General features: G+C 58.4%; 16 protein-coding genes. 8 read left to right on the top strand and 8 right to left on the bottom strand.

What is annotated here, in order from left to right:
• Nucleotides 1-154 precede the first annotated feature (154 nt).
• From AC1D19_RS06810 to AC1D19_RS06785, 6 genes are all read left to right on the top strand, one after another.
• Nucleotides 155-880 carry an RDD family protein gene (locus tag AC1D19_RS06810; protein WP_477762761.1) on the top strand — a complete coding sequence of 242 codons (726 nt, stop codon included), beginning with the start codon at nucleotides 155-157 and terminating at the stop codon, nucleotides 878-880.
• The gene (locus tag AC1D19_RS06805) at nucleotides 877-1,854 is read left to right on the top strand and encodes a stage II sporulation protein M (protein ID WP_477762760.1); all 978 of its coding nucleotides are present in this window, start codon (nucleotides 877-879) and stop codon (nucleotides 1,852-1,854) included. The genes AC1D19_RS06810 and AC1D19_RS06805 overlap by 4 nt, the downstream gene beginning before the upstream one ends.
• Nucleotides 1,841-3,385, top strand: a complete 1,545-nt coding sequence (locus AC1D19_RS06800) for a DUF4129 domain-containing protein (RefSeq protein ID WP_477762759.1) — start codon at nucleotides 1,841-1,843, stop codon at nucleotides 3,383-3,385. The genes AC1D19_RS06805 and AC1D19_RS06800 overlap by 14 nt, the downstream gene beginning before the upstream one ends.
• Nucleotides 3,382-4,545 (top strand): DUF4350 domain-containing protein, encoded by a 1,164-nt coding sequence (locus AC1D19_RS06795; RefSeq protein ID WP_477762758.1) that lies wholly within the window; start codon nucleotides 3,382-3,384, stop codon nucleotides 4,543-4,545. The genes AC1D19_RS06800 and AC1D19_RS06795 overlap by 4 nt, the downstream gene beginning before the upstream one ends.
• Nucleotides 4,542-5,543, top strand: a complete 1,002-nt coding sequence (locus AC1D19_RS06790; protein WP_477762757.1) for an AAA family ATPase — start codon at nucleotides 4,542-4,544, stop codon at nucleotides 5,541-5,543. Before AC1D19_RS06795 ends, AC1D19_RS06790 begins: the two co-directional genes overlap by 4 nt.
• A gap of 115 nt (nucleotides 5,544-5,658) precedes the next feature.
• Nucleotides 5,659-6,990, top strand: a complete 1,332-nt coding sequence (locus AC1D19_RS06785; RefSeq protein ID WP_477762756.1) for a DUF58 domain-containing protein — start codon at nucleotides 5,659-5,661, stop codon at nucleotides 6,988-6,990.
• 44 nt (nucleotides 6,991-7,034) lie between these two features.
• Here AC1D19_RS06785 and AC1D19_RS06780 read toward each other — a convergent pair whose 3' ends face one another.
• The 5 genes from AC1D19_RS06780 to AC1D19_RS06760 all read right to left on the bottom strand — a co-directional run bounded on the left by AC1D19_RS06780 (nucleotide 7,035) and on the right by AC1D19_RS06760 (nucleotide 17,550).
• Nucleotides 7,035-7,592, bottom strand: coding sequence for a hypothetical protein (locus AC1D19_RS06780; protein ID WP_477762755.1), 558 nt, complete (start codon nucleotides 7,590-7,592; stop codon nucleotides 7,035-7,037).
• A gap of 95 nt (nucleotides 7,593-7,687) precedes the next feature.
• The gene (locus AC1D19_RS06775) at nucleotides 7,688-11,425 is read right to left on the bottom strand and encodes a Tc toxin subunit A-related protein (protein ID WP_477762754.1); all 3,738 of its coding nucleotides are present in this window, start codon (nucleotides 11,423-11,425) and stop codon (nucleotides 7,688-7,690) included.
• 76 nt (nucleotides 11,426-11,501) lie between these two features.
• Complete coding sequence (locus AC1D19_RS06770) at nucleotides 11,502-16,328, bottom strand: Tc toxin subunit A (RefSeq protein ID WP_477762753.1); 4,827 nt, start codon at nucleotides 16,326-16,328, stop codon at nucleotides 11,502-11,504.
• A 238-nt stretch (nucleotides 16,329-16,566) separates the two neighbouring features.
• Nucleotides 16,567-16,926, bottom strand: coding sequence for a PilZ domain-containing protein (locus AC1D19_RS06765; RefSeq protein WP_477762752.1), 360 nt, complete (start codon nucleotides 16,924-16,926; stop codon nucleotides 16,567-16,569).
• A 249-nt stretch (nucleotides 16,927-17,175) separates the two neighbouring features.
• On the bottom strand, nucleotides 17,176-17,550 hold the full coding sequence (locus AC1D19_RS06760) for a tetratricopeptide repeat protein (RefSeq protein ID WP_477762751.1): 375 nt from the start codon (nucleotides 17,548-17,550) through the stop codon (nucleotides 17,176-17,178).
• 172 nt (nucleotides 17,551-17,722) lie between these two features.
• Between AC1D19_RS06760 and pyk the strand changes: the two genes are divergently transcribed.
• On the top strand, nucleotides 17,723-19,174 hold the full coding sequence (pyk, locus tag AC1D19_RS06755) for a pyruvate kinase (protein ID WP_108215066.1): 1,452 nt from the start codon (nucleotides 17,723-17,725) through the stop codon (nucleotides 19,172-19,174).
• 205 nt (nucleotides 19,175-19,379) lie between these two features.
• Here pyk and AC1D19_RS06750 read toward each other — a convergent pair whose 3' ends face one another.
• Genes AC1D19_RS06750 through AC1D19_RS06740 form a run of 3 tightly spaced genes read right to left on the bottom strand, consistent with a single transcriptional unit; the run spans nucleotide 19,380 to nucleotide 22,193 of the window.
• Nucleotides 19,380-20,129, bottom strand: a complete 750-nt coding sequence (locus AC1D19_RS06750) for an enoyl-CoA hydratase-related protein (protein WP_477762750.1) — start codon at nucleotides 20,127-20,129, stop codon at nucleotides 19,380-19,382.
• 29 nt (nucleotides 20,130-20,158) lie between these two features.
• A complete protein-coding gene (locus AC1D19_RS06745; RefSeq protein ID WP_477762749.1) occupies nucleotides 20,159-21,094 on the bottom strand; it encodes an iron-sulfur-binding ferredoxin reductase in 936 nt (311 codons plus the stop codon).
• The gene (locus tag AC1D19_RS06740) at nucleotides 21,087-22,193 is read right to left on the bottom strand and encodes a GGDEF domain-containing protein (RefSeq protein WP_477752561.1); all 1,107 of its coding nucleotides are present in this window, start codon (nucleotides 22,191-22,193) and stop codon (nucleotides 21,087-21,089) included. Before AC1D19_RS06740 ends, AC1D19_RS06745 begins: the two co-directional genes overlap by 8 nt.
• Nucleotides 22,194-22,541: 348 nt before the next feature.
• On the opposite strand from AC1D19_RS06740, the gene AC1D19_RS06735 reads away from it, so the two are divergent.
• The gene (locus tag AC1D19_RS06735; RefSeq protein WP_477762748.1) at nucleotides 22,542-24,065 is read left to right on the top strand and encodes a fumarate hydratase; all 1,524 of its coding nucleotides are present in this window, start codon (nucleotides 22,542-22,544) and stop codon (nucleotides 24,063-24,065) included.
• The last annotated feature ends 157 nt before the right edge of the window (nucleotides 24,066-24,222 follow it).

Here is a 24,222-nt window from a genome sequence, read left to right as displayed (position 1 = left end):
AGGCGTTCACCTCCTTCCCCGGCCAGTAGTCTTGTCATTCAAGCACCTTGCGCGACTCAGCATGCAATACATAGTTATGTCGTTTCCCCCCGCATAGGCTGCTAGCATCGGATAGACACAGAATCCCGATCCAGGCCACATCATCAGGTTGCCCATGTTCGAGACCACAGCACTGCCAGGGAATGTGCCGCTGTCACCGCCGCTGGATACGCGGTACCAGGTCGAAACGCCGGAGGGCGTCGACCTGCCACTGCGCCCGGCCGGGTTGATGGTCCGTGCGCTGGCCTTCTCCATCGATCTTGGTTTGCGCGGCCTGGTCCTGGGCTTGCTGTTCATTGCACTGGCGATGCTGGGCAAACTGGGTGCCGGGATCGGGTCGATCCTGCTGTTCGTGGTGAGCTGGTGGTACATGGTGCTGTTCGAGGTACTGAACCACGGCCGCTCGCCGGGCAAGCAATGGATGGGGCTGCGGGTGGTGCACGACGATGGCACCCCGGTTGGCTGGTCCGCGTCGCTGCTGCGAAACCTGTTGCGCGTTGTCGACCTGCTGCCCTTCGGTTACTTCCTCGGGGCCATCAGTTGCCTGCAACATCCCCACTTCAAGCGTCTCGGCGATATCACCGCCGGGACCCTGGTGATCTACCGCGAACAAACGCACGCCCGCCCCGAACTCCCCGAAGCCCAACCCCGCCGCCCGGCCTTTGTCCTGACACTCACCGAGCAAAGGGCCATCATCGGGTTTGCCGAGCGCCAGGGCGAACTCTCCGAAGCGCGGGTCAATGAACTGGCCGCGATCCTCGCCCAACCATTGCAAGTCCAGCCCCCGCAGGCGGTGACCGAACTCAACGGTATCGCCCGCGGCTTTTTGGGGCCGACATGAAGCAAAGCCTTTTTGAAAGCCGGCACAAGGCCGAATGGGAACAGTTCACTCACCTGCTCGAGCAATTGGAGCACGACAGGAAAGCCACCGACGCCGGCAGCTTCCCGAAGGACTACCGACGCCTCTGCCACCACTTGGCACTGGCCCGGGAGCGTGGCTACAGCAGTTTCCTGATCGACTCCCTGCAGCAACAAGTGCTGCGCGGACACCAACAGCTTTACCGTCATCGCAGCCGTTTGGGCGCCAACGTGCTGGCATTCATCCTGGCCGACTTTCCGCGACTGGTGCGCGAACAGTGGCGTTTCGTCCTCGCCGCCAACCTGATGTTCTTTACCAGCCTGGCCGGTTTCGCGCTGCTGGTGTACCTGTACCCGGACCTGGTCTACAACCTGATCCCCGCCGAGCAGGTCAGCGAGATGCAAAGCATGTACGACCCCGTTGCCGGTCACCTCGGGCGCACGACGGAACGAGCCGCCAGTGAGGACTGGGCGATGTTCGGCTACTACATCATGCACAACATCGGCATTGCCTTTCAGACCTTCACCAGCGGTTTGCTGTTCGGCCTGGGCAGCGTGTTTTTCCTGATTTTCAACGGCCTGATGATCGGTGCGGTGGCCGGGCACCTGACCTATGTCGGCTACGGGCAAACCTTCTGGTCATTCGTGATCGGCCATGGAGCATTCGAACTCAGCGCCATTGCCCTGGCCGGTGCCGCCGGCCTGAAGCTGGGCTGGGCGTTGGTCGCCCCGGGGCGCCTGCCACGCGCCGAGGCCTTGCGATTGGCGGCGCGCAAGAGTGTGCTGCTGGTCTGTGGAGTCATGCTGTTTCTGTTGATCGCAGCGTTTATCGAAGCCTATTGGTCGTCAATGAGCGCCCCTTCACACCAGACCAAGTACCTGGTTGGCGCGGCGCTCTGGTTGCTGGTGGTGGTTTATCTCGTGTTTGCCGGACGTCGCCGCCATGCGCCTGAGTGACGCCACTGTGGTGATTCGCCCGCGCTCGACCTGGGAAGCCTTGGACCTCGGCGTGCTCCAGAGCCAGCGCCACCGACGCCTGTTGATGACCAGTTGGGCCATGGTCACCTTGCCCATTTTCGTGCTGCTCAGTTGGGGATTCTGGGATTCGCCCTCTCTCGCCGTGTTCATTTTCTGGTGGCTGAAGCCGGCGTTCGAACGCCTGCCCTTATACATCCTGTCCCAAGCCATGTTCGGTGAAACGCCCACGCTCAAGCAGGCCCTGCGCCAATGGCCACGCCTGCTCAAACCGCAATTGCTGGCCAGCCTGACCTGGCGACGCCTGAGTTTGCCCCGCAGTTTCGTGATGCCGGTGGTGCAACTCGAAGGGCTCAACGGCCAGCAACGGCAGCAGCGTCTACAGGTGCTGTTGCAGCGGGACGCCGGCACCGCACGCTGGCTGACGATCATCGGCGCGCACCTGGAAGGCGCGTTGTGGATCGGCTTGATGGTGCTGTTCTATCTGCTCCTGCCACAGCAGGTCGCGCTCGACTGGAGCTGGCAGTCGCTGATCTCGGCAGCCACCCACGACTGGCTCTGGCTGGAACACCTGACCAACGCCTTTTATGCACTGGTGCTGGTGGTCTGGGAACCGATCTATGTCGCCTGCGGTTTCAGTCTGTACCTGAACCGGCGCACCGTGCTGGAGGCCTGGGATATCGAACTGGTGTTCCGCCGAATGCGCCAACGCCTCGTCAGTGCAGGCGCTGTCCTGTTGATGGCCGTGATTGCGCTGATGTCGCCCAACCACAGCGCATGGGCCACCGAACCGGCCATCTCACCCGACAGCCCGCGCTTGCTGGACCAGCCCCTGACCAGCCAGGCCTCCAGGGACAGCATCAAGTCGATCCTCGAGCAGCCGCCCTTCAAGAACCGGGAAACGGTGACGCGCTACCGCTTTGGCGAAGAGCAACCGAGTCCTGAAGCCGCGGACGATGGCAAGACACTGCAATGGTTGAAGGCGCTGTTGAAGCTGTTCGAGGGGCAACGCTTCGGGGCATTGGCGACCCTGATTGAAATCGTGCTGTGGGGCATCGTCATGGGTGCCGTCGGCCTGTTGATCTGGCGCTATCGCGACTGGTTGCAGGCGTTCGTCAGCCTCCGACCGATCCCCGTCAACAAAGCCACGGGGCTATTACCGCAGCAGGCATTCGGCATGGACCTCAAGCCCGAATCCCTGCCCGCCGACATCGCCGCCCACGCCGAAAGTCTTTGGCAGACTCATCCACGTGAAGCGCTTGGTTTGCTTTATCGTGCCCTGCTCAGCCGTCTGTTGCACGACTTCAACATCGCGCTCAAGTCCGCCGACACTGAAGGCCAAGTGCTTCAGCGTATCGAACTATTACAGCAACCGGCCTTGCTGGCCTATAGCAAAAACCTGACCGGGCACTGGCAAAACATGGCCTACGGTCATCGCCTGCCGCCCGCTCAGGTGCAGCAGGAACTGTGTAACGGCTGGCGCGTTCTGTTCGGCTCGCAGGTTGTCCGTTGAATCGGCGCTGGGGGGCGATAACCGGGGTGTTGATCGCCGTGTTGCTGGCAGCGCTGAGTGTTTATCTGTACCTCAAGGCAACCCCCTACCAGACCGACATCGACCACGGTCCCGCCCCCGAAGCCAGGGCCAACCCATATCTGGCGGCGGAGCTGTTCCTGCGCAAGCAAGGCCTGAGCGTCGACCACGCCAATGGCCTCGACATCCTGCCCAGCCTCGACCCGCATCAACACAGCCTGCTGTTGCTCGCAGAGCGCTACAACATGACCCCACGGCAGATCGACCAGGTGATGAACTGGACCCGGGCCGGCGGGCGGCTTCTGTTCGTCGCCGAAGCGCTGTGGGATGAAAAACGCGGTCATAGCAATGACCTGCTGCTCGATCGGGTGCAACTGCACCAGTCCCTGAGTAAGGACCTCAAGGCAGCGCCACCCAATGTCGGCGCAGATCCGTACCCGGAACTGACCAAGCTCTATCTGGAAAACGAAGACGCCCCGGCCTATGCAGGTTTCGATACCGCGTTCCATCTCGAAGACCCGAAAAACCTCGCCCAGGCCTGGGCCAACAGCGCCGGGGCCACACACATGATGCAGCTCGGTTACGGTCTCGGCTCGATCATCGTGGTCACCGATGCCGACTTGTGGAAAACCCCGGCCATCGACCAGTACGACAATGCCTGGCTGCTCTGGTACCTGACCGCCGACACCCGCGTGACGCTGATCTTCAATACCGATCACGACAGCCTGCCGACCTTGCTGCTGCGTTATTTTCCCCAGGCGCTGGTCGCGTTGTTCGCTTTGATCGGTCTGGGTTTCTGGCACTTCGGTGTGCGTCAGGGGCCATTGCTGGAGCCGGCGCCGAAAGCACGCCGGCAACTGCAGGAGCACCTGCGCGCCAGTGCCGACTTCCTGTTGCGTCACAACGGTCAGGCCGGCCTGCTGCAAGCCTTGCAGCAAGACATCCTGCGGCGCATGCGGCGTCGCCATCCCGGCTTTGAACAACTCGCCGTTGCCGAACAATGGCTAGTGCTCGCGCGCCTGACCGGCCAACCCACACGCGCTATCAGCCAGGCCATGAGCCCGCGACCGAAGCAACGACTTACCAGCGTTGAATTCAGCCGTCAGGTCGCCCATCTGCAATCCTTGAGGAACGCCCTATGAGTCAACCGATCGAGCCCGACGCAGCGAGTCATGCCACTCAACAACGTCAGCGTGCCAGCCACCTGGCCCAGGCCGTACGCCATGAGTTGCAAAAAGCCTTGATCGGCCAGGACAGCGTGATCGACGACGTCCTGACGGCGCTGATCGCCGGCGGCCATGTGCTGCTCGAAGGCGTACCGGGCTTGGGCAAGACCCTGTTGGTGCGCGCCCTCGCTCGCTGCTTCGGCGGTGAATTCGCGCGCATCCAGTTCACCCCGGACTTGATGCCCAGCGATGTCACCGGGCACGCGGTGTACGACATGCAGACTGAGCAATTCAAACTGCGCAAGGGCCCGTTGTTCACCAACCTGCTACTCGCCGACGAGATCAACCGCGCCCCGGCGAAAACCCAGGCGGCGCTGCTCGAAGCCATGCAGGAACGGCAAGTCACCCTCGAAGGTCGTGCTCTGCCCATCGCGCAGCCGTTCATGGTGCTTGCCACGCAAAACCCCATCGAACAGGAAGGTACCTATCCGCTACCGGAAGCCGAACTCGACCGCTTCATGCTCAAGGTACGCATGAATTACCCCGACGCCGACCAGGAGTTGAACATGGTCCGTCAGGTCAGCCGCTCGACCCGGGCCGACATGCTCGATGTCCAACCGATACGTACGTTGTTGCAAGCCAAGGATGTACTGGCCCTGCAACGCATCGCCAGCGACCTGCCGCTGGACGATCAGGTGCTCGATTACGCCGTGCGCCTGGCCCGCTCCACCCGCAACTGGCCCGGCCTGATCCTCGGCGCCGGGCCTCGGGCGTCCATTGCACTGGTGCGATGTGCTAGGGCGCGCGCCTTGTTGCGCGGTGGCGAGTTCGTGATTCCGGATGACATAAAGGGCTGCGCGCTGGCGGTGCTGCGCCATCGCGTACGCATCGCGCCGGAGCTGGATATCGAAGGGCTGGATGTAGATCACGTGCTGCGGCAACTGCTCGACCAAGTGCCGGCGCCTCGGGTTTGAACGTCGTGGCCCGGATAAAAGATCGCAGCCTTCGGCAGCTCCTACGTCGAAGGTGTGCACCTGTAGGCGCTGCCGAAGGCGGCGATCTTTTGATCTGGCTGCACGGTGTTACACCATGAAACCCTCGCGCCTGCTGTTGATCTGGCTGGCACTGCTGCTGGTCATCGGCATCGTGCTCGGTGCATTGCGGGCGCTGGACGTCGCCGTTCCTTCGAGCCTGTTGTCGATCAACTGGGGATTGCTGCTGGCGCTGCTGGCACTGGCAATACTCGACGCCATCCGCCTCCAACGCCTGCCCTCCCCCCGTGTACGACGACAAATGCCCGGCAGCCTGGCGCTGGGTCGCTGGAGCGAAGTGCGACTGGAGGTCGTGCATGACCTCCCCCAACCACTGAACATTCAGATCTTCGATCATGTGCCCAACGGCCTGAGCTTCGAGAACCTTCCCCTGTCGGTCGAACTTCAGCCCGGCCAGCACAGCGAGGTTGGCTATCGCCTGCGCCCGCTCAAGCGCGGTCACTTCAGCTTCGAACGCTGCGAAATCAACCTGCCAAGCCCATTGGGCCTGTGGTCCGGCAAACGTCTGCTCAGCGTGACCGACCACACCCGCGTCTACCCCGACTTCGCCCGCCTCTACGGTGGCCAACTGCTGGCGGTGGACAACTGGCTCAGCCAGCTCGGCGTGCGCCAGCGACAACGACGCGGCCTGGGCCTGGAGTTTCACCAGCTAAGGGAATTTCGCGAAGGCGACAGCCTGCGCCAGATCGACTGGAAGGCCACCGCCCGCCAGCGTACGCCGATTGCCCGGGAGTATCAGGATGAGCGCGATCAACAGATCATTTTCATGCTCGACTGCGGCCGGCACATGCGCAGCCAGGATGATGAGCTGTCGCACTTCGATCACGCCCTCAACGCCTGTTTGTTGCTCAGCTACGTCGCGCTGCGTCAGGGCGACGCGGTGGGCCTGAGTACATTTGCCAGCGAACAGCCGCGCTACCTTGCACCGGTAAAAGGCACCAGCCATCTCAACACACTGCTCAACACGGTCTATGACCTGGAAAGCACTCACCACAGTGTTGATTATCAGGCCGCTGCCAGCCTGTTACTGGCTCGACAGCAGCGCCGGGCGCTGGTGGTCTTGGTGACCAACTTGCGCGTTGAGGACGATGAAGATTTGCTGACCGCCGTCAATCGCATGGGCAAGGCGCACCGGGTGATCGTCGCCAGCCTGAGGGAAGACGTGCTCGACTGTCTGCGCCAGACACCGGTGCAAACCTTGCAGGAGGCTCTGGCCTATTGCGGCACGGTTGATTACCTGAATGCGCGGGCAGAACTCCATGAGCAGTTGAGTGCTCATGGAGTGCAGGTGGTGGATGCCCGACCTGATCAGTTGGGCCCTGCTCTGGTCACACACTACTTGAGTAGAAAAAAAGCAGGATCGATCTAGGGGGCGTTCTCAATTAGTTTTCCCGCCGCGTTGTTGACGGTCATTCAACTCGACGATAAAACACGCAAGCTCCGCGGTTCGTAAACCCTGTCGTCGAGTTGGATAGTTTTTAGTGCAAGAGGGACTAGTTTCACATCCACTTCAACATTTGCCATACGCAGTGCGGCCGTACCGGCTTTTTTAGAACCATGCAACTGCACAGTAAAATCGGTATCCCCCGCCTCAAAAACATCCAGATGATTCAGGTCATAGTGGTTCCAATCGGCAAGCGTCTGATCAGCAGTCTTGCCACTCAGGTCAATAGGGAATTCTTTTCCCTTGCTGGTTATCACTACGACTTTTGAATTCTCGCCGTCGAGATAGTTTTCATACATAAAGGCAATCCGATACGCTACTCCCGTCATCTGAGATTCGGAAAAAGTGACCGTATCTATTTTCTGTTCCACCTTTGCAAGGCTATTCATTGCCAAGTAGTTGCCTACGCTCTCATCTTTCATTATCACTGCGTTTCCCACGCCATCATGCGTCCAGAAGCTCTTCCAGTCTGCGGGAAAGTTGCCGCGTAAAATCAAATTGCGTCCTTTGATATCATCATCGTTCATGATGCATTCACCTCTATCAATCAACAGTTGCGAGGTCGATGAATTCGACCCGGTTGTCAAGCTAACGCCCCAAAGCCCTCAGGGCAGCGCCACCCTCAATCACCCAGTTTGTCCAGAACAGCTTTGGTGTAGGCTGAACCTCCGACCTTCGCCAGGTATCGCACGTGCACAATGATGTCTGTCAGGCTGTCGATCAGTTTGATCTGGTCTGGCGATTTGGGTCGTGGTAATTCGAAGTGCCAATGCGATACCGCTCCTGTTCCTTCAAATGGAAGGTAACGTTCATCACCAAAATTCAGCTGGAACAAACCGTAATCATCCAGACCGTGGCTGATTCCCTGTTGCTGGTTGGGGCGCGGATTCAGAAAAATCCCCGGTGGCGGCATTTCCTCTCCGTCGCCATACAACCAGCCAAGTGAGTCGATATCGGTTTTGTGTACTGTGGTACTGCCGGTTTGCGTCAAAATGGCGTGAACATCCTGATAAGGACCGAGCACCGCGGGCAGAGACAGCGAGACACTCGTGATCTGCCGGCAATAATGGCCGGGATAATCACTGTCGAATAATCTTTGGGAAAGGTTAAATTCAAGTTTGCCATTCTCGAGTTCGGCTATCACTGCTGCCCAGTCTTTCCCTGAGATGAACTCTGCTTTCTCGAACAGATCGCGCAAAGAGATGGTTTTGGTCAGCTCCAGCCGGCGTTCGTTTCGCTCAAGATACATACGCTCCAGACGCAACAGGTCAAGCAACATGGATTCGCCCGCACTCAGGCCATGGTGATGATCCATCCAGACATTAGGGCGAATGACCTGCGTGTCGAAATCGCCCATCTCGTATTGAAAGCTGGCTTGCGCACTCAGGCAAATGCTCACCACGGCGTCGTAAGCCTGGAAGTACAACGTGGCCATCTGGCTCAGCAACCAACGATAGAGTTCAACATTGGTGGACCGGGTTTTGTAAAAGGAAAAAATTTCCTGGGCCTGGTCGTTGGCTTTTTGTGTTTGCGCCAGGCTGGTTCTAGCTGCGTTGAGAGAGTGTTGTTGTGCTGTCAGCTGTTCCTGAAGGACCAGCAACTCACTATTGGCCTGTCCTTCTGCAAAGTCCCATTCTTGTTCTCGACGGGCATAAAAAGCTGTTCGCTGAAGTATTTCTGCCCCTGCATCGAGGATACTGGCACTTGCATGCAGACTGTTACCCGCCGCCTCCAAAGGTCCCGCAGGCTGCATGCCACCATTGGCGAGACCGAAGATTGTCGGTACCAACTTTACAGCGCCTGCCGCAATATTGGGTGCAATGGTAGCGGCACGTAATACCTTGCCACTAACTGACAACAAATCCCCTCCTACTTCCAAAGCCAGAAGTGCACTTCTACTGAGTTCTCTATAGTGTCCCGCCCGCTCTGCAACCATTTTCTGACTTTGTTTAAGCCCCTGCAGCGAGGCCTCCATTTGCTTGATCGTTTCCTCCTGAATGGTCCTGGCATGTGCTCCCAGCGCGATGACATGACTCTGCTGCAGCTCCTCCAACTGCCCACGGTCACGCTGTTCCATCAGCTGACGCACTTCCCGACCAAAGCCGATCAGCGTTTGCACTGCATTTTGTGCCGTGGACAGCAGGGTACGGAATCGATAATGCGGAATAGTCTTCCACCCTCCCGCATTGCGCGTTGCCCCCGATGAACCGCCAGCCTGAGCGCGAAGCAAATCAAGTGGATTCGTCGGCGGAGCATACAGCGCCAGCATCATCGGTTTGCCATCGATGGTCAGGTTATGCCGCATGTTCCACAAGCACTCGTCAATATACTTCCAGGTGTCCAGCAACTGCTCGTTGGTGAATGGACGAAAGACACCCAGCTTCAATATTTCAAAATCGGGTGTGCCCTCGACGCGGGCAGGCAGGTTCGCGACATCGACATCAAGTGTTCCCGCGAACGATTCCAGGGGCGAAACGGTTTCGGCCAGGTCGTCAAGAATGTCTTTGGCTGACTGCGGTTTCCAGTGGCTCATGGCCTTTGCTGTGGGTGCCGGCCCCATCAGTGACAACGCACGCACATATTGCAATTTCGCCGCCGTCAGACTGTCACGGGTCAATCGACGATAAAGCGAGTCGGCATGCGCGATGATGCAACGCACGTAGCCCATGAAAATAGCTTTGCGATAGTGAATCCGATTGGAAAAGGCGATGGCATCAGGGTCAACCAACCCTTTGGCCTCGAAGCTGATACTGCCCTCTTCCAGCAATGGGCGACAAAACCAGAACTGCTCACCGGGAACCGCTTCGCGGTTGCTGTCGGTGCGAATATGCGGGTTGAATATGTATTGATACCAGCGTTGCGACTCATGGTAGTTGCGCTGTTCGCAGAGCCGATGGGCAATCAGGAATGGCAGGTGAAAGAACAGTTCCCAATAAAAAGTGCCGTGGGCACTGTTGAAATCGATGGGAGCCCATTTAATTTCGTCATTTATGCCTTCAACCGGCAATGGTTCTTTTGTGTTCTGAGTAACCCAACTCAGGATGTCATCAATGGAGATAGCCGCTTTGGCTACGAGTTCCGGAGCAAAAAGAGAATTGAGGCGAATCCATTTGAAGTCGGTGATTTTCAACTTTGAAATATCCAGGAACTGTGCCCCGGATTTCTGCTTGCTGATCAGTGGTGCATCACCGAGGGTGACCGCGCCATTTTTCAAATTGTGTTGCAACCAGGTCTCAGCGAACTGGTCAGAAATCAGCAACTTAAAGTTATCGCTGGGACGCAGCGCGTCATCGAATATAGAATTTCTCGCCGCGACAAAATAATCCCATTCTTCATTAAGACCCTTAGTAGCAAAACATATAGCCAGCCTATCATCGCTGCTTTTTTCGCCAACATAGTTCACAACTACCAACTTCGTTGGAGGGTCACCGACCCAATGCTTCAGCTTCTTTTTCCCTAGGCTCGTCGGAGTCGACCATACTCCGTTCGCAGCAAGATAGGAAAGTTTTATCTCAAACTCCCACCAACCATTTACTTTAAAATGACCACCTTCATACTCGATCGTAAAATCGACCATTTCCAAACGCTCAACCTGAACCACCATCAAGCGTCCGGCGAAAAATACTGGGCGCATTTCCACCGTATCCTTCGCCGTTGGTATAGTGATGGGGGCCCACTCGGTCCAGGCCGCAGGGTCAAGAAATTTTCTATCGCCATTTAAATCGACATGGGCTTTGCGCCAGAAATAGCCAAAAGGCTGTACCCTTTGCCGACCAATAAAATAATAGTCGGCATTTTTGAAACTCTGACCCTTTCCAGTTCCCGTACCGTCGATACTATTTATATAGCCCGAAACCAGATCGAGGTTGCACACCTCTTCAAAATTCTTCAAATGCTCAAACAGCGCCGTTTGTACAGCCGCTTCATTGAGCGTACTTTGACCCAGGTTATTCTCCAACTCCTTGAACGAGTCGGACTTTCCAAGACGCAACGTCGGATTCAACCAATTTTCCGGATAATCGAGCAACACCTGATAACCGGCCCAATCACTGACATTGCAATAGCGCTGATGCCAGGCAATTAACTCTTCTTGAGTGAACTCTGTTGCATGACCGGGTTCCAGACCACCGTAGACAGCACCTATATACTGTTGAAGGCAAGCAATGGCTTCAGCCAGCCGCGAAGTATCGGGTTCCTGGCCAACCTGACTGTCCAATAACAAATATTGGTATAAATCATCCAGCGACGTCAGGTTAAGCTCCCTGGCATCAGGATCATTGGGCGCCACTTGCCCCAGATAAAAATCGGCCAAGGCCGAGCAGCGCCTTTCTTCCAATGTACCAATGATGGAGTTATTCATTTTTTAATGCTCCTGAATGCAGCATGCACCCGGCGGTTTCAATAAAAACACCCGTTCAGTATTCAGCAATAAGTGTTCAGGGATTAATCAATGAGTTTTTTCCAACATGCACGTGAACATCCGGCGCCCATGCTTCGGTTGTGTCGATGTGTCGTTGTTTGACCGAGAACACATGCGGCCCTGTAGAAAGTGGTTCGGCAATCGTTACTTTCCAGTTGCCGTCAACGCCTACGCTGGTTCTTGCCAACAGCGCGCCCTGCTTACCTTCAAATACATATATCTGCGCTGAGGAACTACCCGTACCGCTGAGCTCCGGTTGAACGTCCACTTCAGCGTTTTGGGCAGGAATCGCCACCACCGGAGGTGGTGCATCCAGGCGACCCGGCAATATCAGGCGCTGATCAAGTCGATCGCAGTAGAAGGTCAAATCGAAGGCGCCGTTGCGCAGATTCTGGCAACTAATATCCCAACCGAGGGACGTGTCATTGGCGCCGATCCCTACATATGCACCTGTTGCCGGGGTGAATAGCATTCCCAACCCCTTCGCCGAGAAATCACTGTCCCAAGCCAGCATGGCACGCGCCCCGACCAGGTCGACGCCATCAGGCAAGCTGATTACGAGCTTGTATTGATGACCTCTGATAAAGGCCAGTGGCACGCTGCTGTAAACAATACTTGTCGCGGTGTCGGTCAACGTGAACGTCCAGTCAATGGCCGGAACAACTTGAAGATCGAATATGCGCTGATCCCCCGCGCCAGCCTCACGAACTGCGGTCACTTCATACTTTCCGGCCACATCAACCTCGAAGGGGTAGGTTGAACGCCCCATAGCGTCGGTAGGGATGCTGACAGATGCCAGCAGTTCTCCACTCGGACCTGTAACGCTCCACAAAATCGGGCAGTTGGCAATGAACCGGGACTGGTTATGCGACTCCTCTCTGACCGTGACCCACAGCAAGGTAGGCGTACCTGAACCTGCCACAGGGAACCGATAATCCGCAGACTCTCCGTGAATGACCGCCGATTTGGCCACATCGATTTCAAGCTGTTGCTCGTCCATCTCGACCTTGGCGGTAAATGTCTGTTTCCCGGCTTTAACGTCAGGCACGGTGAACTCCGCGATCCCCTCCTCGGTGGTGAGTTTTGTTTCAATCGGCTCCTCTGCGGCGTCGAGGTACAAGTCAACCGACACACCAGGGGACGGCAGCTTGCCCAACCCGAACACATGGCAACGAAGCACCAGCGGCTCCACGAGCACGGCCATCGACACCACTTCCAGGAGCTTGATAGACGGCTTGTCGACAAAGGTGATGTTGTTGATGACCTTCGAATCCTTGGTGCTGTAACTGGCCACCAGACTCGCTTCTATAACAGGCTCAATACTTCTGACACGGGTGCGGGCGACGCCCTCCTTATCTGTAATTGCCACCAGAGGATCAGCCACCGCGCCCTGTCCTGAAAACGTCACGGTACGGCCAACCCCTGGGTTGGAGTGCTCGTCGACAAGACGCACCCACACCGGAAAGATCCCTTCGCCGCCCGCCAGAAACGTCTCGTCTGGTTCTGGATCAACTGTGCCGCCAAGGTCAAAGTCAAGCGAGTACTCATCGCAGTCGACGATGATCTTCGGTGCATAAACCACCTGAGCCAGACCATAAGAGCCTTTGATCTGCACCGCGCCCATCCACGACCCTTTTTCTGGCCTGAAGCGAATGACCGCACGGCCCTCATGATCGGTAATTGAAATATCCTCCAGCAAACCGGGGCGGTCGGAGGTCCACTGAACCGTGATATTCGGCATTGGTCGGTTGGCAAGATCACGCAAGCTCAACTCGACCAGCGCGACCTGATTCTCAGCATTGGCAATAAGGGTGTCATTGATGCAGCGGATTTCGTGAGTCACGCTCTGGCCGACTTCGCCAACTTCCCTGGATTGCCCCTCTACCGTCGACTCGGACAGGCTCTCAAGGACGTGTTCCGCCACGTCACGATAGGCGGGGGTGTCGCTGTCTGGAGTGAGCGATCCCAATCGGATAATGGCTTTCGCATCCAGCCCACTGCGGGTCGCCAGTCCACGAATGCGCAGCAGGGCATCCAGCGTGGTGACGTCGCGAACGATCGGCATCGCAGGGCTCAAATAGAGGATGCATTCAAGCACCTCCCTGACGCCCCACTTCAGCACCACCGCCAGCCGGGTCGCGGCGGAATCACGGATCAGCCGCTGATCTTCCGGCGTCAGCATGGCCGGTAAAGCGTTGACCAGTTCCAGGTATTGCAACAGCGTTTGGGCGGGCTGCCCGGTGTGCATGACAGCTCGCTGAAACAGTGTCAGTTGATACAACGTACTCAAGGTAAGTGCTTGCGCATCATTGAGGCCGAACCATTGCCAGTTCTGTCGCGTCGTCAGGGCTACGAGCATCGCGGAACTCAACGACAACATGTTAACAACCTCGGCCCGCTGTACCAGATGCTCCAGCAGATTAAGCACATCATCACCAACATTGACTTTATCGGCCCCCGAAGTAACCGCTGCGAGTGCCCGTGTGGTTTCCATCACCAACAGGTAAACACCACCCTTGTTGACCCATTTGAGCAGCGGCAACACCACGTCTGGTGACACACTCAAATACACGGACAGACTTTCCTGAATCACTGCGCATTGCGCATCCCGGGCCTGCAGCACCAATGCCAAAATGACCGCGCGGGCATTATCCACATCAGCTTCGGGTAATTTCGCGTCCGCCACTGCCGCCTGAATCTCGGCGACGGCCCGTTCGTAATCGTTCTCATCGCTGGGAAGGTTCGACACCAGGCCATCGGCATCTACCAGTTGATCCAGCAGAGACAGCCAACCTTGCGAAGGGGCGGCGTTGCTCTGTGGAACACCCGCTGCCATGAAGACTTCTTCGGTGAGCCGCACCGGCTGCAGTCGCCCGTGGATTTCTTGCAGCAACATGACGTCTGCTTCAGTGGCCAAGGGGGGAGCAATCACCTGAGCCACATGCTGTACCAGCCAGGTCACACTCAGGTCGTTTTCCTGCAACCACTGGACACAGGTTTGTGCCGCATGGATAACACTCAGCACATCACCGACGCCACTGGTGCCGCTGATCAATAGGCGAGGCTCGCCGAGCAGTCGTTGCACCACTTCGCTTGCGCCGCGCTCACTCAAGGTTTCCAGCAGGGCTGCCAGCTCTATCGGGCTGATGCGCAAAAAAGAAGCGAGCAGTACCAAGCGATAAAATGAAGACACGACCGGCAGACTGCACTGCAGTTCGTCGCGCTGGTTATAGCTCTTGGCGACGAAGCGCGCGAGGTATAGCCAGGTTTCCTGGTTGAGGCCCAGGCTGCTGCAAATCTGATCGACGGTGCGCTTGTCGTTGCGGGTTTGAGGCTCGATCGCGAAAAAGCGGTTATCCAGTTTCAGCGGCGTGTCGAACAAGGCCTGAACGTTGAAAATACGGTCGAACTGAGAAAGTTCTTCTCCGCGACCGCAAGGGGAAATCTCGTCAATCAACGCAGCGAATTGCTCTGCAGTGCACTTGAACTGCAGACGAAACTCCTGGAACAGGCCAATGACTCGAAGGGTATTGTTGGTAATTCTGGAGGGTCTGTCTGCCAACTCGCTCAATCGGATTGCAGGGTCAACGATATCGCCCCGTACTTCGGCATTGAACGCTGCCATGATCAGTCGATCACATTGGTCTGGAGGCAGGTCCAACCAGCGGCTCAGACGCAACATGCGGTTCATCCGGTCAAAGCGATTGAGATCATGCTGGACGAATTTGCGCGTGCCATCTGCCGGATCCGACAGGTCCATCGCTGCTGCCAAGCCATAATTAATGTAGCGCGAACCAAACTCTTTGGGCGTTACCGTCACCGTCGTGGTTGGCAGGCTGACGTTGCTGGATTGTTTCGGTGCAAACTCTTCTATGGACAACAGCGAGGTCAATGCTTTCGCATCAATCGAGGTTTGCGCGCAGAAATGTACCGAGTCCTTGAGTTTGTCAGCAGTGGAACCAAAGTTTTTTGTGTAAAAATCCGCCGCGTTGCCGGGAATAACAAAATTCTCGATCAACAAACGCTGCTGCTTCGGTCCGAGATTGCACGATTGACGCAATGCAATATCCGAAAAATCACCCCGGACACCAGGCTGTCTGAAGTAGGGAGCAGTGTGATCGATCGATCGCACCACCTCGCCCAGAGAGAGCTTGTTCTTCGCCAGTACCACTTTGTATTGCTCGGCGTACCACTCGAAGGGCATGGAGCGATGCGGAAACCGTGTTTCCAGTAATTTGTCATCGACAACCTGACCTTCCAGCAATTGTGGAGCGAGGTGATTCTTGATAATGCTTTCTAGCACTTCATTGACCAAAGTGATGGTCGGTTTGATCTGAAAGGCGCTGGTCGGATCGATGATGAGCGATGTCAGATCGGGTCGCCGGGCTTCGAAGGTGAACTTCTTTTTTTCGGCTCGTTCTTCCAGCGCACGGGCGAGTTCTACCAGCCGCAGAAAATATGCCGCTGGGGAAATGCTCGAGTCCAGGCTTTGTGCAGGGGCAGCACGTTCCCAGTCCGGGTTGAACAAATCGTCGAAGGTGGGCGAATCCACCAATGCCCTGATCCCGGTGCGATGCAGCGGATTAGGCGGCCCCTTCCTCACCAGTCGTTGTTCACGATATTCACGGGCACTGTGCACCGCCAGGCTCTTGGCTTTGTCCAATAACACTTGCGCATCACCAGCCTGCAGCCCGAATGTTACCGCCACCCCCTTGAGCCCCATGTTCAACACGTCGAAAACCGAGCCGCCCTTCGCGATGAAGTCTGTGCCAAGGTCCATCATCGTCGGATCTTGCATCTCGAACAGCTGCTTCAGGGGGGGATCGGTGATTTCCTTGCTCATCGTTGCTCTCCAGCCGGCCAAAGGTGCGCTCTGCAAAACCCAAACGGGATGAGAGCCAATACTCAATCGCTACTGAAAGTTTTATACGTTGAACAACGACGGCCCCACACCTGTCATAACTGACAGTGCAGACGAACGGTACGAGTGAATCACACGGACAACAGCGGATCGCGATATCAGGAATACCGACGGTTTTGGCGGGTCAGTAGAGAATTGACGCGAGCGACAAAGAGGTACGTCAGGCCGAAGCAGGCAACGGCTGAAAACTGAAGTACTGCTTCAACGCCTCCATCAACTGCCCATACTCCGGCGGTGCCCGTTGCAGGCTGAACCCGGCGTCGTAATAGTGGGGAGTCTCATCTTCATGGCACCACAGGCAACACGCCTGCACATCGATGACCTGCAAGATGCCGTCGCTGGCGGGGATTTTCAGGCGCAATTCGAAGTCCGCGCCGATCATCATCGGCAATTGGCTGATAAGCATCAGCCCGTCTTCGGAGACATTGCCCAGAAAGCCAATCGGTTTGTCGGTGACGCTGTTGAACACTCTCAAAAAATACGGCAGTTGATGCCGCTCGATCCGGCGGTCAGTGAACATGCGCAATTCGCCCAGCAAGGCCCTTAAGCAGGACCGCACTAATGCTTCGGAACGGGCCTGCCTGCCTTTATCAAATAAGAGCTAGGCAATGGGCGCGCTCTCCCCGATCCCGGTGCGACAGTCCATGAACCGCTGCCGCTTACGCCTGCCGATCACAGGTGTTACCTCGATTCAGAGTCACGGCTCTAATACCGATCTATTCGACTATAGCTCACCACCGGTGAGCCAGCCGTTGAATGACACCTGCAATCAGAACCGGGTCGGGCTAACGGCCGACGCACTGCGCAGCGGGTAGTGGCCCAGCGACTGTAAGGTTTGCAGACGGGCACGGGCGCGGAAGGCGTATTCACTTTGCGGGTACGACGCGATGATGAACTGATAAGTTTGAGCCGCATCGACAAACATCTTCTGCCGTTCCAGGCACAGCCCGCGCATCATCGACACTTCCGGCCACACGTAAGGCCGCGCGCGGCTGTCGCGTTCGACCTTGGACAGTTCGAGCATCACCTGCTCGCAATTGCCACGCTCGTAGGCGCTGTAGGCATTGTTCAAATGATGGTTCATCGACCAACGGGTGCAGCCCACAACACTGAGGGCAAGGACGACTATGAGCACGATTCGCATGGGGGTTCTCCTGTCTTGAGCTCTGTATCGACCCGTGAGCGAAAATCTTCAGGCTGCCTGTAACCGAAAGTATTCGGTTAAAGAAACAAACGAATAAGTAGTGCAAACGAACAATGACTACAACATCGGAGCATAGTAGCCTCACTCAGCGCTTGAACTCAGGAGTCTTTGCATGTCCGTCCGTCGTACCAAAATCGTCGCTACCCTTGGCCCGGCCAGTAACTCGCCGGAAGTTCTCGAACAGCTGATTCTGGCTGGCCTGGACGTCGCCCGCCTGAACTTCTCCCACGGCACCCCCGACGAGCACAAGGCTCGCGCGAAGCTGGTGCGTGACCTCGCCGCCAAGCACGGCCGCTTCGTCGCCCTGCTGGGTGACCTGCAAGGCCCGAAAATCCGTATCGCCAAGTTCGCCAACAAGAAGATCGAGCTGAAGATCGGTGATCAATTCACCTTCTCCACCAGCCATCCTCTGACCGAAGGCAACCAGCAAGTGGTCGGCATCGACTACCCGGACCTGGTCAAGGACTGCGGCGTGGGCGACGAGCTGCTGCTCGACGACGGCCGCGTGGTGATGCGCGTCGATACTGCCACGGCCACCGAACTGCACTGCACAGTGACCATCGGCGGCCCGCTGTCCGACCACAAAGGCATCAACCGTCGCGGTGGCGGCCTGACCGCTCCGGCCCTGACTGAAAAAGACAAGGCTGACATCAAGCTCGCTGCGGAAATGGAAGTCGACTACCTCGCGGTATCCTTCCCGCGTGACGCCGCCGACATGGAATACGCCCGTCAACTGCGCGACGAAGCCGGCGGCACCGCCTGGCTGGTGGCGAAGATCGAACGCGCCGAAGCCGTGGCCGACGACGAAACCCTCGACGGCCTGATCAAGGCATCCGACGCGGTGATGGTTGCCCGTGGTGACCTGGGCGTGGAAATCGGCGACGCCGAGCTGGTGGGCATCCAGAAGAAGATCATTCTGCACGCACGCCGCCACAACAAGGCGGTGATCGTCGCGACCCAGATGATGGAGTCGATGATCCAGAACCCGATGCCGACCCGCGCTGAAGTTTCCGACGTAGCCAACGCCGTGCTCGACTACACCGACGCCGTGATGCTCTCGGCCGAAAGCGCCGCTGGCCTGTACCCGCTGGAAGCCGTTCAGGCCATGGCGCGCATCTGCATCGGTGCCGAAAAGCACCCGACCAGCAAGACCTCCAGCCACCGCATCGGCAAAGAGTTCGAGCGCTGCGACGAAAGCATCGCACTGGCGACCATGTACACCGCCAACCACTTCCCGGGCGTGAAAGCGATCATCGCCCTGACCGAAAGTGGCTACACCCCGCTGATCATGTCGCGCATCCGTTCCTCGGTGCCGATCTACGCGTTCACCCCACACCGCGAAGCCCAGGCTCGCGCGGCGATGTTCCGTGGCGTGTACACCATCCCGTTCGACCCGGCTTCGCTGGCGCCGAACGAAGTCAGCCAGAAGGCGATCGACGAACTGGTCAAGCGCGGCGTAGTACAGAAAGGCGACTGGGTCATCCTGACCAAAGGCGACAGCTACCACACCACCGGCGGCACCAACGGCATGAAGATCCTGCACGTTGGCGATCCGATGGTCTGAGCGAGCGCTTGCTGAAAAACAAAAGCCCCGCCATGTGAATGGCGGGGCTTTTTGCTTTCTGATCCATTTTTTGTGCCGCCTGATCCGGCCCCTTCGCGGGCAAGCCCGCTCCTACAGATGTTTTGTTTACGCCGCAAATCCATTGTAGGAGCGGGCTTGCTCCGGGCGGCGTTCCGACGAAGGGGCCGGTCCTGCCGCCTCAAATTCAATGCCGCTTGATAAACCCCGTCAACGCCGCCAAAGCCTCCGGCGACCGCAGCCGCTGAGTAAACAGCGCCCCCTCCTCTTCAATCACCTTGCGCAACAGTTCCCGATCCGGCGCCCTCATTAATTGCTTGCTGATGCGCACCGCTTCCGGCGGCAGCGACTCGAAGCGCAGCGCCATCTCCCGTGCCTTGGCCAAGGCCTCTTCGCCACTGCCCAGCGCCTCAGACGCAATGCCCCACGCCGCAGCCTGTTCACCACTGAAGCCTTCACCGAGCAGCAACAACTCTGCCGCTTTGGCCTGCCCGAGCAGACGCGGCAGGATCAGGCTGGAACCAAACTCCGGGCATAAACCAAGGTTGACGAACGGCATGCGCAAGCGGGCATCGCGGGACACGTAGACCAAGTCGCAATGCAGCAACATCGTTGTGCCAATGCCCACCGCCGCTCCGGCCACGGCAGCGATCACCGGTTTGCGGCATTCAAGCAAGGTCAGCATGAACTGAAAAACCGGGCTATCGAGGTTGCTCGGGGGCTGCTGCAGGAAGTCCGCGATGTCGTTGCCGGCCGTAAAGCATTCGGCAGAGCCGGTGATCAGCACGGCGTTGATCCCGGGGTCGCTATCGGCCTGTTTCAGCGCATCGGCCAAGTGGCTGTACATGGCGCGGGTCAGGGCATTTTTCTTGTCTGGGCGATTCAGGCGCAGGGTCAACAGGCCGCGTTCGCGTTCAACTTGGATGGCATCGGTCATGGCAGGTCTCGCGTCTGAAAAGTCAGCGCTCAACCACGGGGCAGGAACACATCGGCCAGCAGTTGATTGCGCGGCAATCCCGCCAGATACAGGCGCCGGGCAAAGGCGTCGACACTGTCGGGGGCTCCGCAGAGTAAGGCCAGGGTTTGCCGCGAAACAAGCCGCAGTTGCGCCAAAGCCGCCGGCAACTCGGCCGGGGTCCACAGTTCGACACTCAGGTTCGGACGACTGGCGGCCATGGCTTGCAGGGGGCTGGCCAGGTAGTGCTCATCGGCATCATGGGCCAGGTGAATGACGCGGATGGCGCCTTGGTGATCCTGCCGCAGCGCTTCGCGCAATACACCAAACAATGGCCCCAACCCGGTACCGGCCGCCATCAACCACAACGGCCGGGCGTGCCAGTCCGGATCGTAATGCAAGGCACCGCCGCGCAGCTCACCGAGGCGGATCGGATCGCCGATGCGCAATTGCCTGGCGGCATCGCTGAATTCCCCGGGCTTGCGACAATCGAGATGGAACTCCAGAAAGCGGTCTTCTTGCGGCAGGCTGGCGAGGGAATATGGCCGCGCCACGCTACCCGCCCACAACACCAGGTGCTGGCCAGCGCTATAGCGCAACGGTCGCTGGGGGATTACCCGCAATCGCAGCACCGTGGTGCTCAGCCAATCTACCGCCGCGACCTCGGCCGGATGGCCATCGAGTTGCGGGTCGAAGGCGTGCACCTGCAAGTCCTCGACCACCTGGCACTGGCATGCCAGGCGCCAACCCTGTTCACGCTGTTGTGCACTCAGGGCATCGGGGCGGCTGTCGCTCGGCAGGCCCCGTACACACTGCACCAGGCACGCATGACAACTGCCGGCGCGGCAACTGTAAGGCACTGGCACGCCGTTCTGGTTCAGCGCGTCGAGCAGATTGCTGCCCGCCGCCACCGACCAATTGCGCTCGCCGACCCGCAGCTCAGGCATCGACGTTCTCCCACGCCGCCGCGCATCGGTTGCGGCCGTCACGCTTGGCGCGATAGAGCGCCTGATCGGCCTGTTGCAAGGCGTCATCGAGATCGTCGCCCCGCTCCAGCAGGGTCATGCCGGCAGACAGGCTGAGGTTGCGCACATTCAGACCAATCAGCTCGACATCGGTGAACGCGATGCGCAGCCGTTCGCAGCACGAAGTCAAACTGTCGGCATCGCAATCGGGCAGCAGTACCACGAACTCTTCGCCGCCGTAGCGGGCCAGAACATCACCGTCGCGCAGACACGCGGAGGCAACGCCGGCAAAGGCTTGCAGCACCTGATCGCCGGCGGCATGGCCGTGCAAGTCGTTGATGCGCTTGAAATGGTCAAGGTCGATCAGCGCCAGGCCATGCACGACACCCGCGTCCATGGCGTTCAATTCGCGGGAAGCCAGGTGCAGGAAATGCCGACGATTGAACAGACCCGTGAGCTCGTCGGTGGCCACCAGGTCTTCGAGCTGGCGCATCATCCCGCGCAACGTGTCCTGATGCGCCTGCAAGGCAAAACGCCGCTGGCGCATGCGTTGTCGCGAGGCCTGGACATAACGGGCATACAGCACCAGCCACACCAGCACGATGAACAGCACACAGACCTGGAGCACCGCCATGGCCGGGTCAGGCAGCTGGAAGTGGTAGCCCTCCCACAGCGTGATCGCACTGAAACTGATAAACACCAGCAGCGCGCACCGTACTAAAGACCGGCGTGACAGATGGAACAGGCCGAACAGCAGGATCAGCACGTAAAACACCAGAAACGCACCCCGGGCTTCGTCCAGATGAGCGATCAGCCAGGTTTGCCACCCCAGCCCCAGCAACACTTGCGCCTCGGTCAGGCTGGGGTCGGCGAAACGCAGGTTGTAGCCGCTGTAAAACACCGCGAACAGGGAGGCCTGGCTGATCACCACCAGCGTGCTGCCGATGATGACACTGGAAAGCGGCGCATCGTAGTGACCGGTAAAAAACGCCAGCCACAGCAACAGCAATGCCAGGGCATAGGTGCCGGCCGCGAGGGCGAAACGTTTGAGCAACAGGCGCTGGATGGCGTTATGGGTCAATCGTTGATTCACCGAATGAAAGGAGACTGACAGAGCGTCCTACTCTACAGACCGAATGTCACTTTAGTGGTGTGACCGATAAATGACCATCCAATTTTCAGGTTGACCCGATTCCCCTGTAGGAGCTGCCGCAGGCTGCGGCAGCTCCTACAGGGATCGATCACGACAATGAGACCAAGGTTTGACCACTGGCGCGTGTGCCGCTCAACGAGGCGCGGTATACTGCCGCGCCTTTTTAGCGTCGCGCCAGCTTGCCCGGCGTGCCTTGAAAGGTGCTTGCAACCGACCGATGCACCCAAGCTGCAAGCACCTTATTGAATGTTCCCGTCTTTTAGAGGAGCGCGACTCATGACCGTGATCAAGCAAGACGACCTGATTCAGAGCGTTGCCGACGCCCTGCAGTTCATTTCCTATTACCACCCCGTGGATTTCATCCAGGCGATGCACGAGGCCTACCTGCGCGAAGAATCGCCAGCGGCCCGTGACTCGATGGCACAGATCCTGATCAACTCGCGCATGTGCGCCACCGGCCACCGCCCGATCTGCCAGGACACCGGTATCGTTACCGTGTTCGTGCGTGTCGGCATGGACGTGCGCTGGGATGGCGCCACCATGAGCCTGGACGACATGATCAACGAGGGCGTACGTCGCGCCTACAACTTGCCGGAAAACGTCCTGCGTGCTTCGATCCTCGCCGACCCGGCGGGCGCTCGCAAGAACACCAAGGACAACACCCCGGCCGTCATCCACTACTCCATCGTTCCGGGTAACACCGTGGAAGTGGACGTGGCGGCCAAGGGCGGCGGTTCCGAGAACAAGTCGAAGATGGCCATGCTCAACCCGTCCGACTCGATCGTCGACTGGGTGCTGAAAACCGTCCCGGAAATGGGCGCCGGCTGGTGCCCACCGGGCATGCTCGGCATCGGCATCGGCGGCACCGCCGAGAAAGCCGCGGTCATGGCCAAGGAAGTGTTGATGGAATCCATCGACATTCACGAGCTCAAAGCTCGTGGCCCGCAGAACCGCATTGAAGAAATGCGCCTGGAGCTGTTCGAGAAGGTCAACCAGCTGGGCATCGGTGCCCAGGGCCTCGGCGGCCTGACCACCGTGCTCGACGTGAAGATCATGGACTACCCGACCCACGCCGCTTCGCTGCCGGTGTGCATGATCCCGAACTGCGCCGCCACCCGTCACGCGCACTTCGTGCTCGACGGTACAGGTCCGGCCTCGCTGGAAGCGCCACCGTTGGACGCCTACCCGGAAATCGTCTGGGAAGCCGGCCCGTCGGCCCGTCGCGTCAACCTCGACACCCTGACCCCGGAAGAAGTGCAGAGCTGGAAGCCGGGCGAAACCGTCCTGCTCAACGGCAAGATGCTCACCGGTCGCGATGCTGCGCACAAGCGCATGGTCGAGATGCTGAACAAGGGCGAAACCCTGCCGGTGGACCTCAAAGGTCGCTTCATCTACTACGTCGGCCCGGTCGATCCGGTCGGTGACGAAGTGGTTGGCCCGGCCGGTCCTACCACCGCGACGCGGATGGACAAGTTCACCCGTCAGATCCTCGAGCAGACCGGTTTGCTGGGCATGATCGGCAAATCCGAGCGCGGCCCAACCGCGATCGAAGCGATCAAGGACCACAAGGCCGTTTATCTGATGGCAGTGGGCGGCGCGGCTTACCTGGTGGCGCAAGCGATCAAGAAGTCCCGCGTGGTGGCTTTCGCCGAACTGGGCATGGAAGCGATCTACGAGTTCGACGTCAAGGACATGCCAGTGACTGTTGCGGTCGACAGCAAGGGCGAGTCGGTGCACATCACCGGTCCTGCCATCTGGCAGCAAAAGATCAGTGAAAGCCTGGCGGTGGAAGTGCAGTAAGCACTGACATCGCACAGTAAGAACCGGTCTGTCGGCAACGGCAGACCGGTTTTTTTACGCATGAAAAAAGTAATCAAAGGCCGAAACAAGCGCACCGTTTGTTCTAAAAATTCCGGGCTGACCTGTCAGATCTGACAGGTTACAGCCGCCAGTGTCG

The sequence above is a fragment of the Pseudomonas sp. P1_C12 genome (assembly GCF_056406435.1).
The sequence above is the reverse complement of the archived record's forward strand: the minus strand, read 5'-3'. Positions and strand labels throughout refer to the sequence as shown.

Bases quoted from the DNA above. Each gene is read 5' to 3' on its own strand.
- AC1D19_RS06800 (WP_477762759.1), top strand. From the start codon at position 1,841: ATGCGCCTGAGTGACGCCACTGTGGTGATTCGCCCGCGCTCGACCTGG.
- AC1D19_RS06745 (WP_477762749.1), bottom strand. From the start codon at position 21,094: ATGCCTGAGCTGCGGGTCGGCGAGCGCAATTGGTCGGTGGCGGCGGGC.
- AC1D19_RS06810 (WP_477762761.1), top strand. From the start codon at position 155: ATGTTCGAGACCACAGCACTGCCAGGGAATGTGCCGCTGTCACCGCCG.
- AC1D19_RS06765 (WP_477762752.1), bottom strand. From the start codon at position 16,926: ATGTTCACTGACCGCCGGATCGAGCGGCATCAACTGCCGTATTTTTTG.
- pyk (WP_108215066.1), top strand. From the start codon at position 17,723: ATGTCCGTCCGTCGTACCAAAATCGTCGCTACCCTTGGCCCGGCCAGT.
- AC1D19_RS06770 (WP_477762753.1), bottom strand. From the start codon at position 16,328: ATGAGCAAGGAAATCACCGATCCCCCCCTGAAGCAGCTGTTCGAGATG.
- AC1D19_RS06775 (WP_477762754.1), bottom strand. From the start codon at position 11,425: ATGAATAACTCCATCATTGGTACATTGGAAGAAAGGCGCTGCTCGGCC.
- AC1D19_RS06780 (WP_477762755.1), bottom strand. From the start codon at position 7,592: ATGAACGATGATGATATCAAAGGACGCAATTTGATTTTACGCGGCAAC.
- AC1D19_RS06805 (WP_477762760.1), top strand. From the start codon at position 877: ATGAAGCAAAGCCTTTTTGAAAGCCGGCACAAGGCCGAATGGGAACAG.
- AC1D19_RS06785 (WP_477762756.1), top strand. From the start codon at position 5,659: ATGAAACCCTCGCGCCTGCTGTTGATCTGGCTGGCACTGCTGCTGGTC.
- AC1D19_RS06735 (WP_477762748.1), top strand. From the start codon at position 22,542: ATGACCGTGATCAAGCAAGACGACCTGATTCAGAGCGTTGCCGACGCC.
- AC1D19_RS06760 (WP_477762751.1), bottom strand. From the start codon at position 17,550: ATGCGAATCGTGCTCATAGTCGTCCTTGCCCTCAGTGTTGTGGGCTGC.
- AC1D19_RS06790 (WP_477762757.1), top strand. From the start codon at position 4,542: ATGAGTCAACCGATCGAGCCCGACGCAGCGAGTCATGCCACTCAACAA.
- AC1D19_RS06750 (WP_477762750.1), bottom strand. From the start codon at position 20,129: ATGACCGATGCCATCCAAGTTGAACGCGAACGCGGCCTGTTGACCCTG.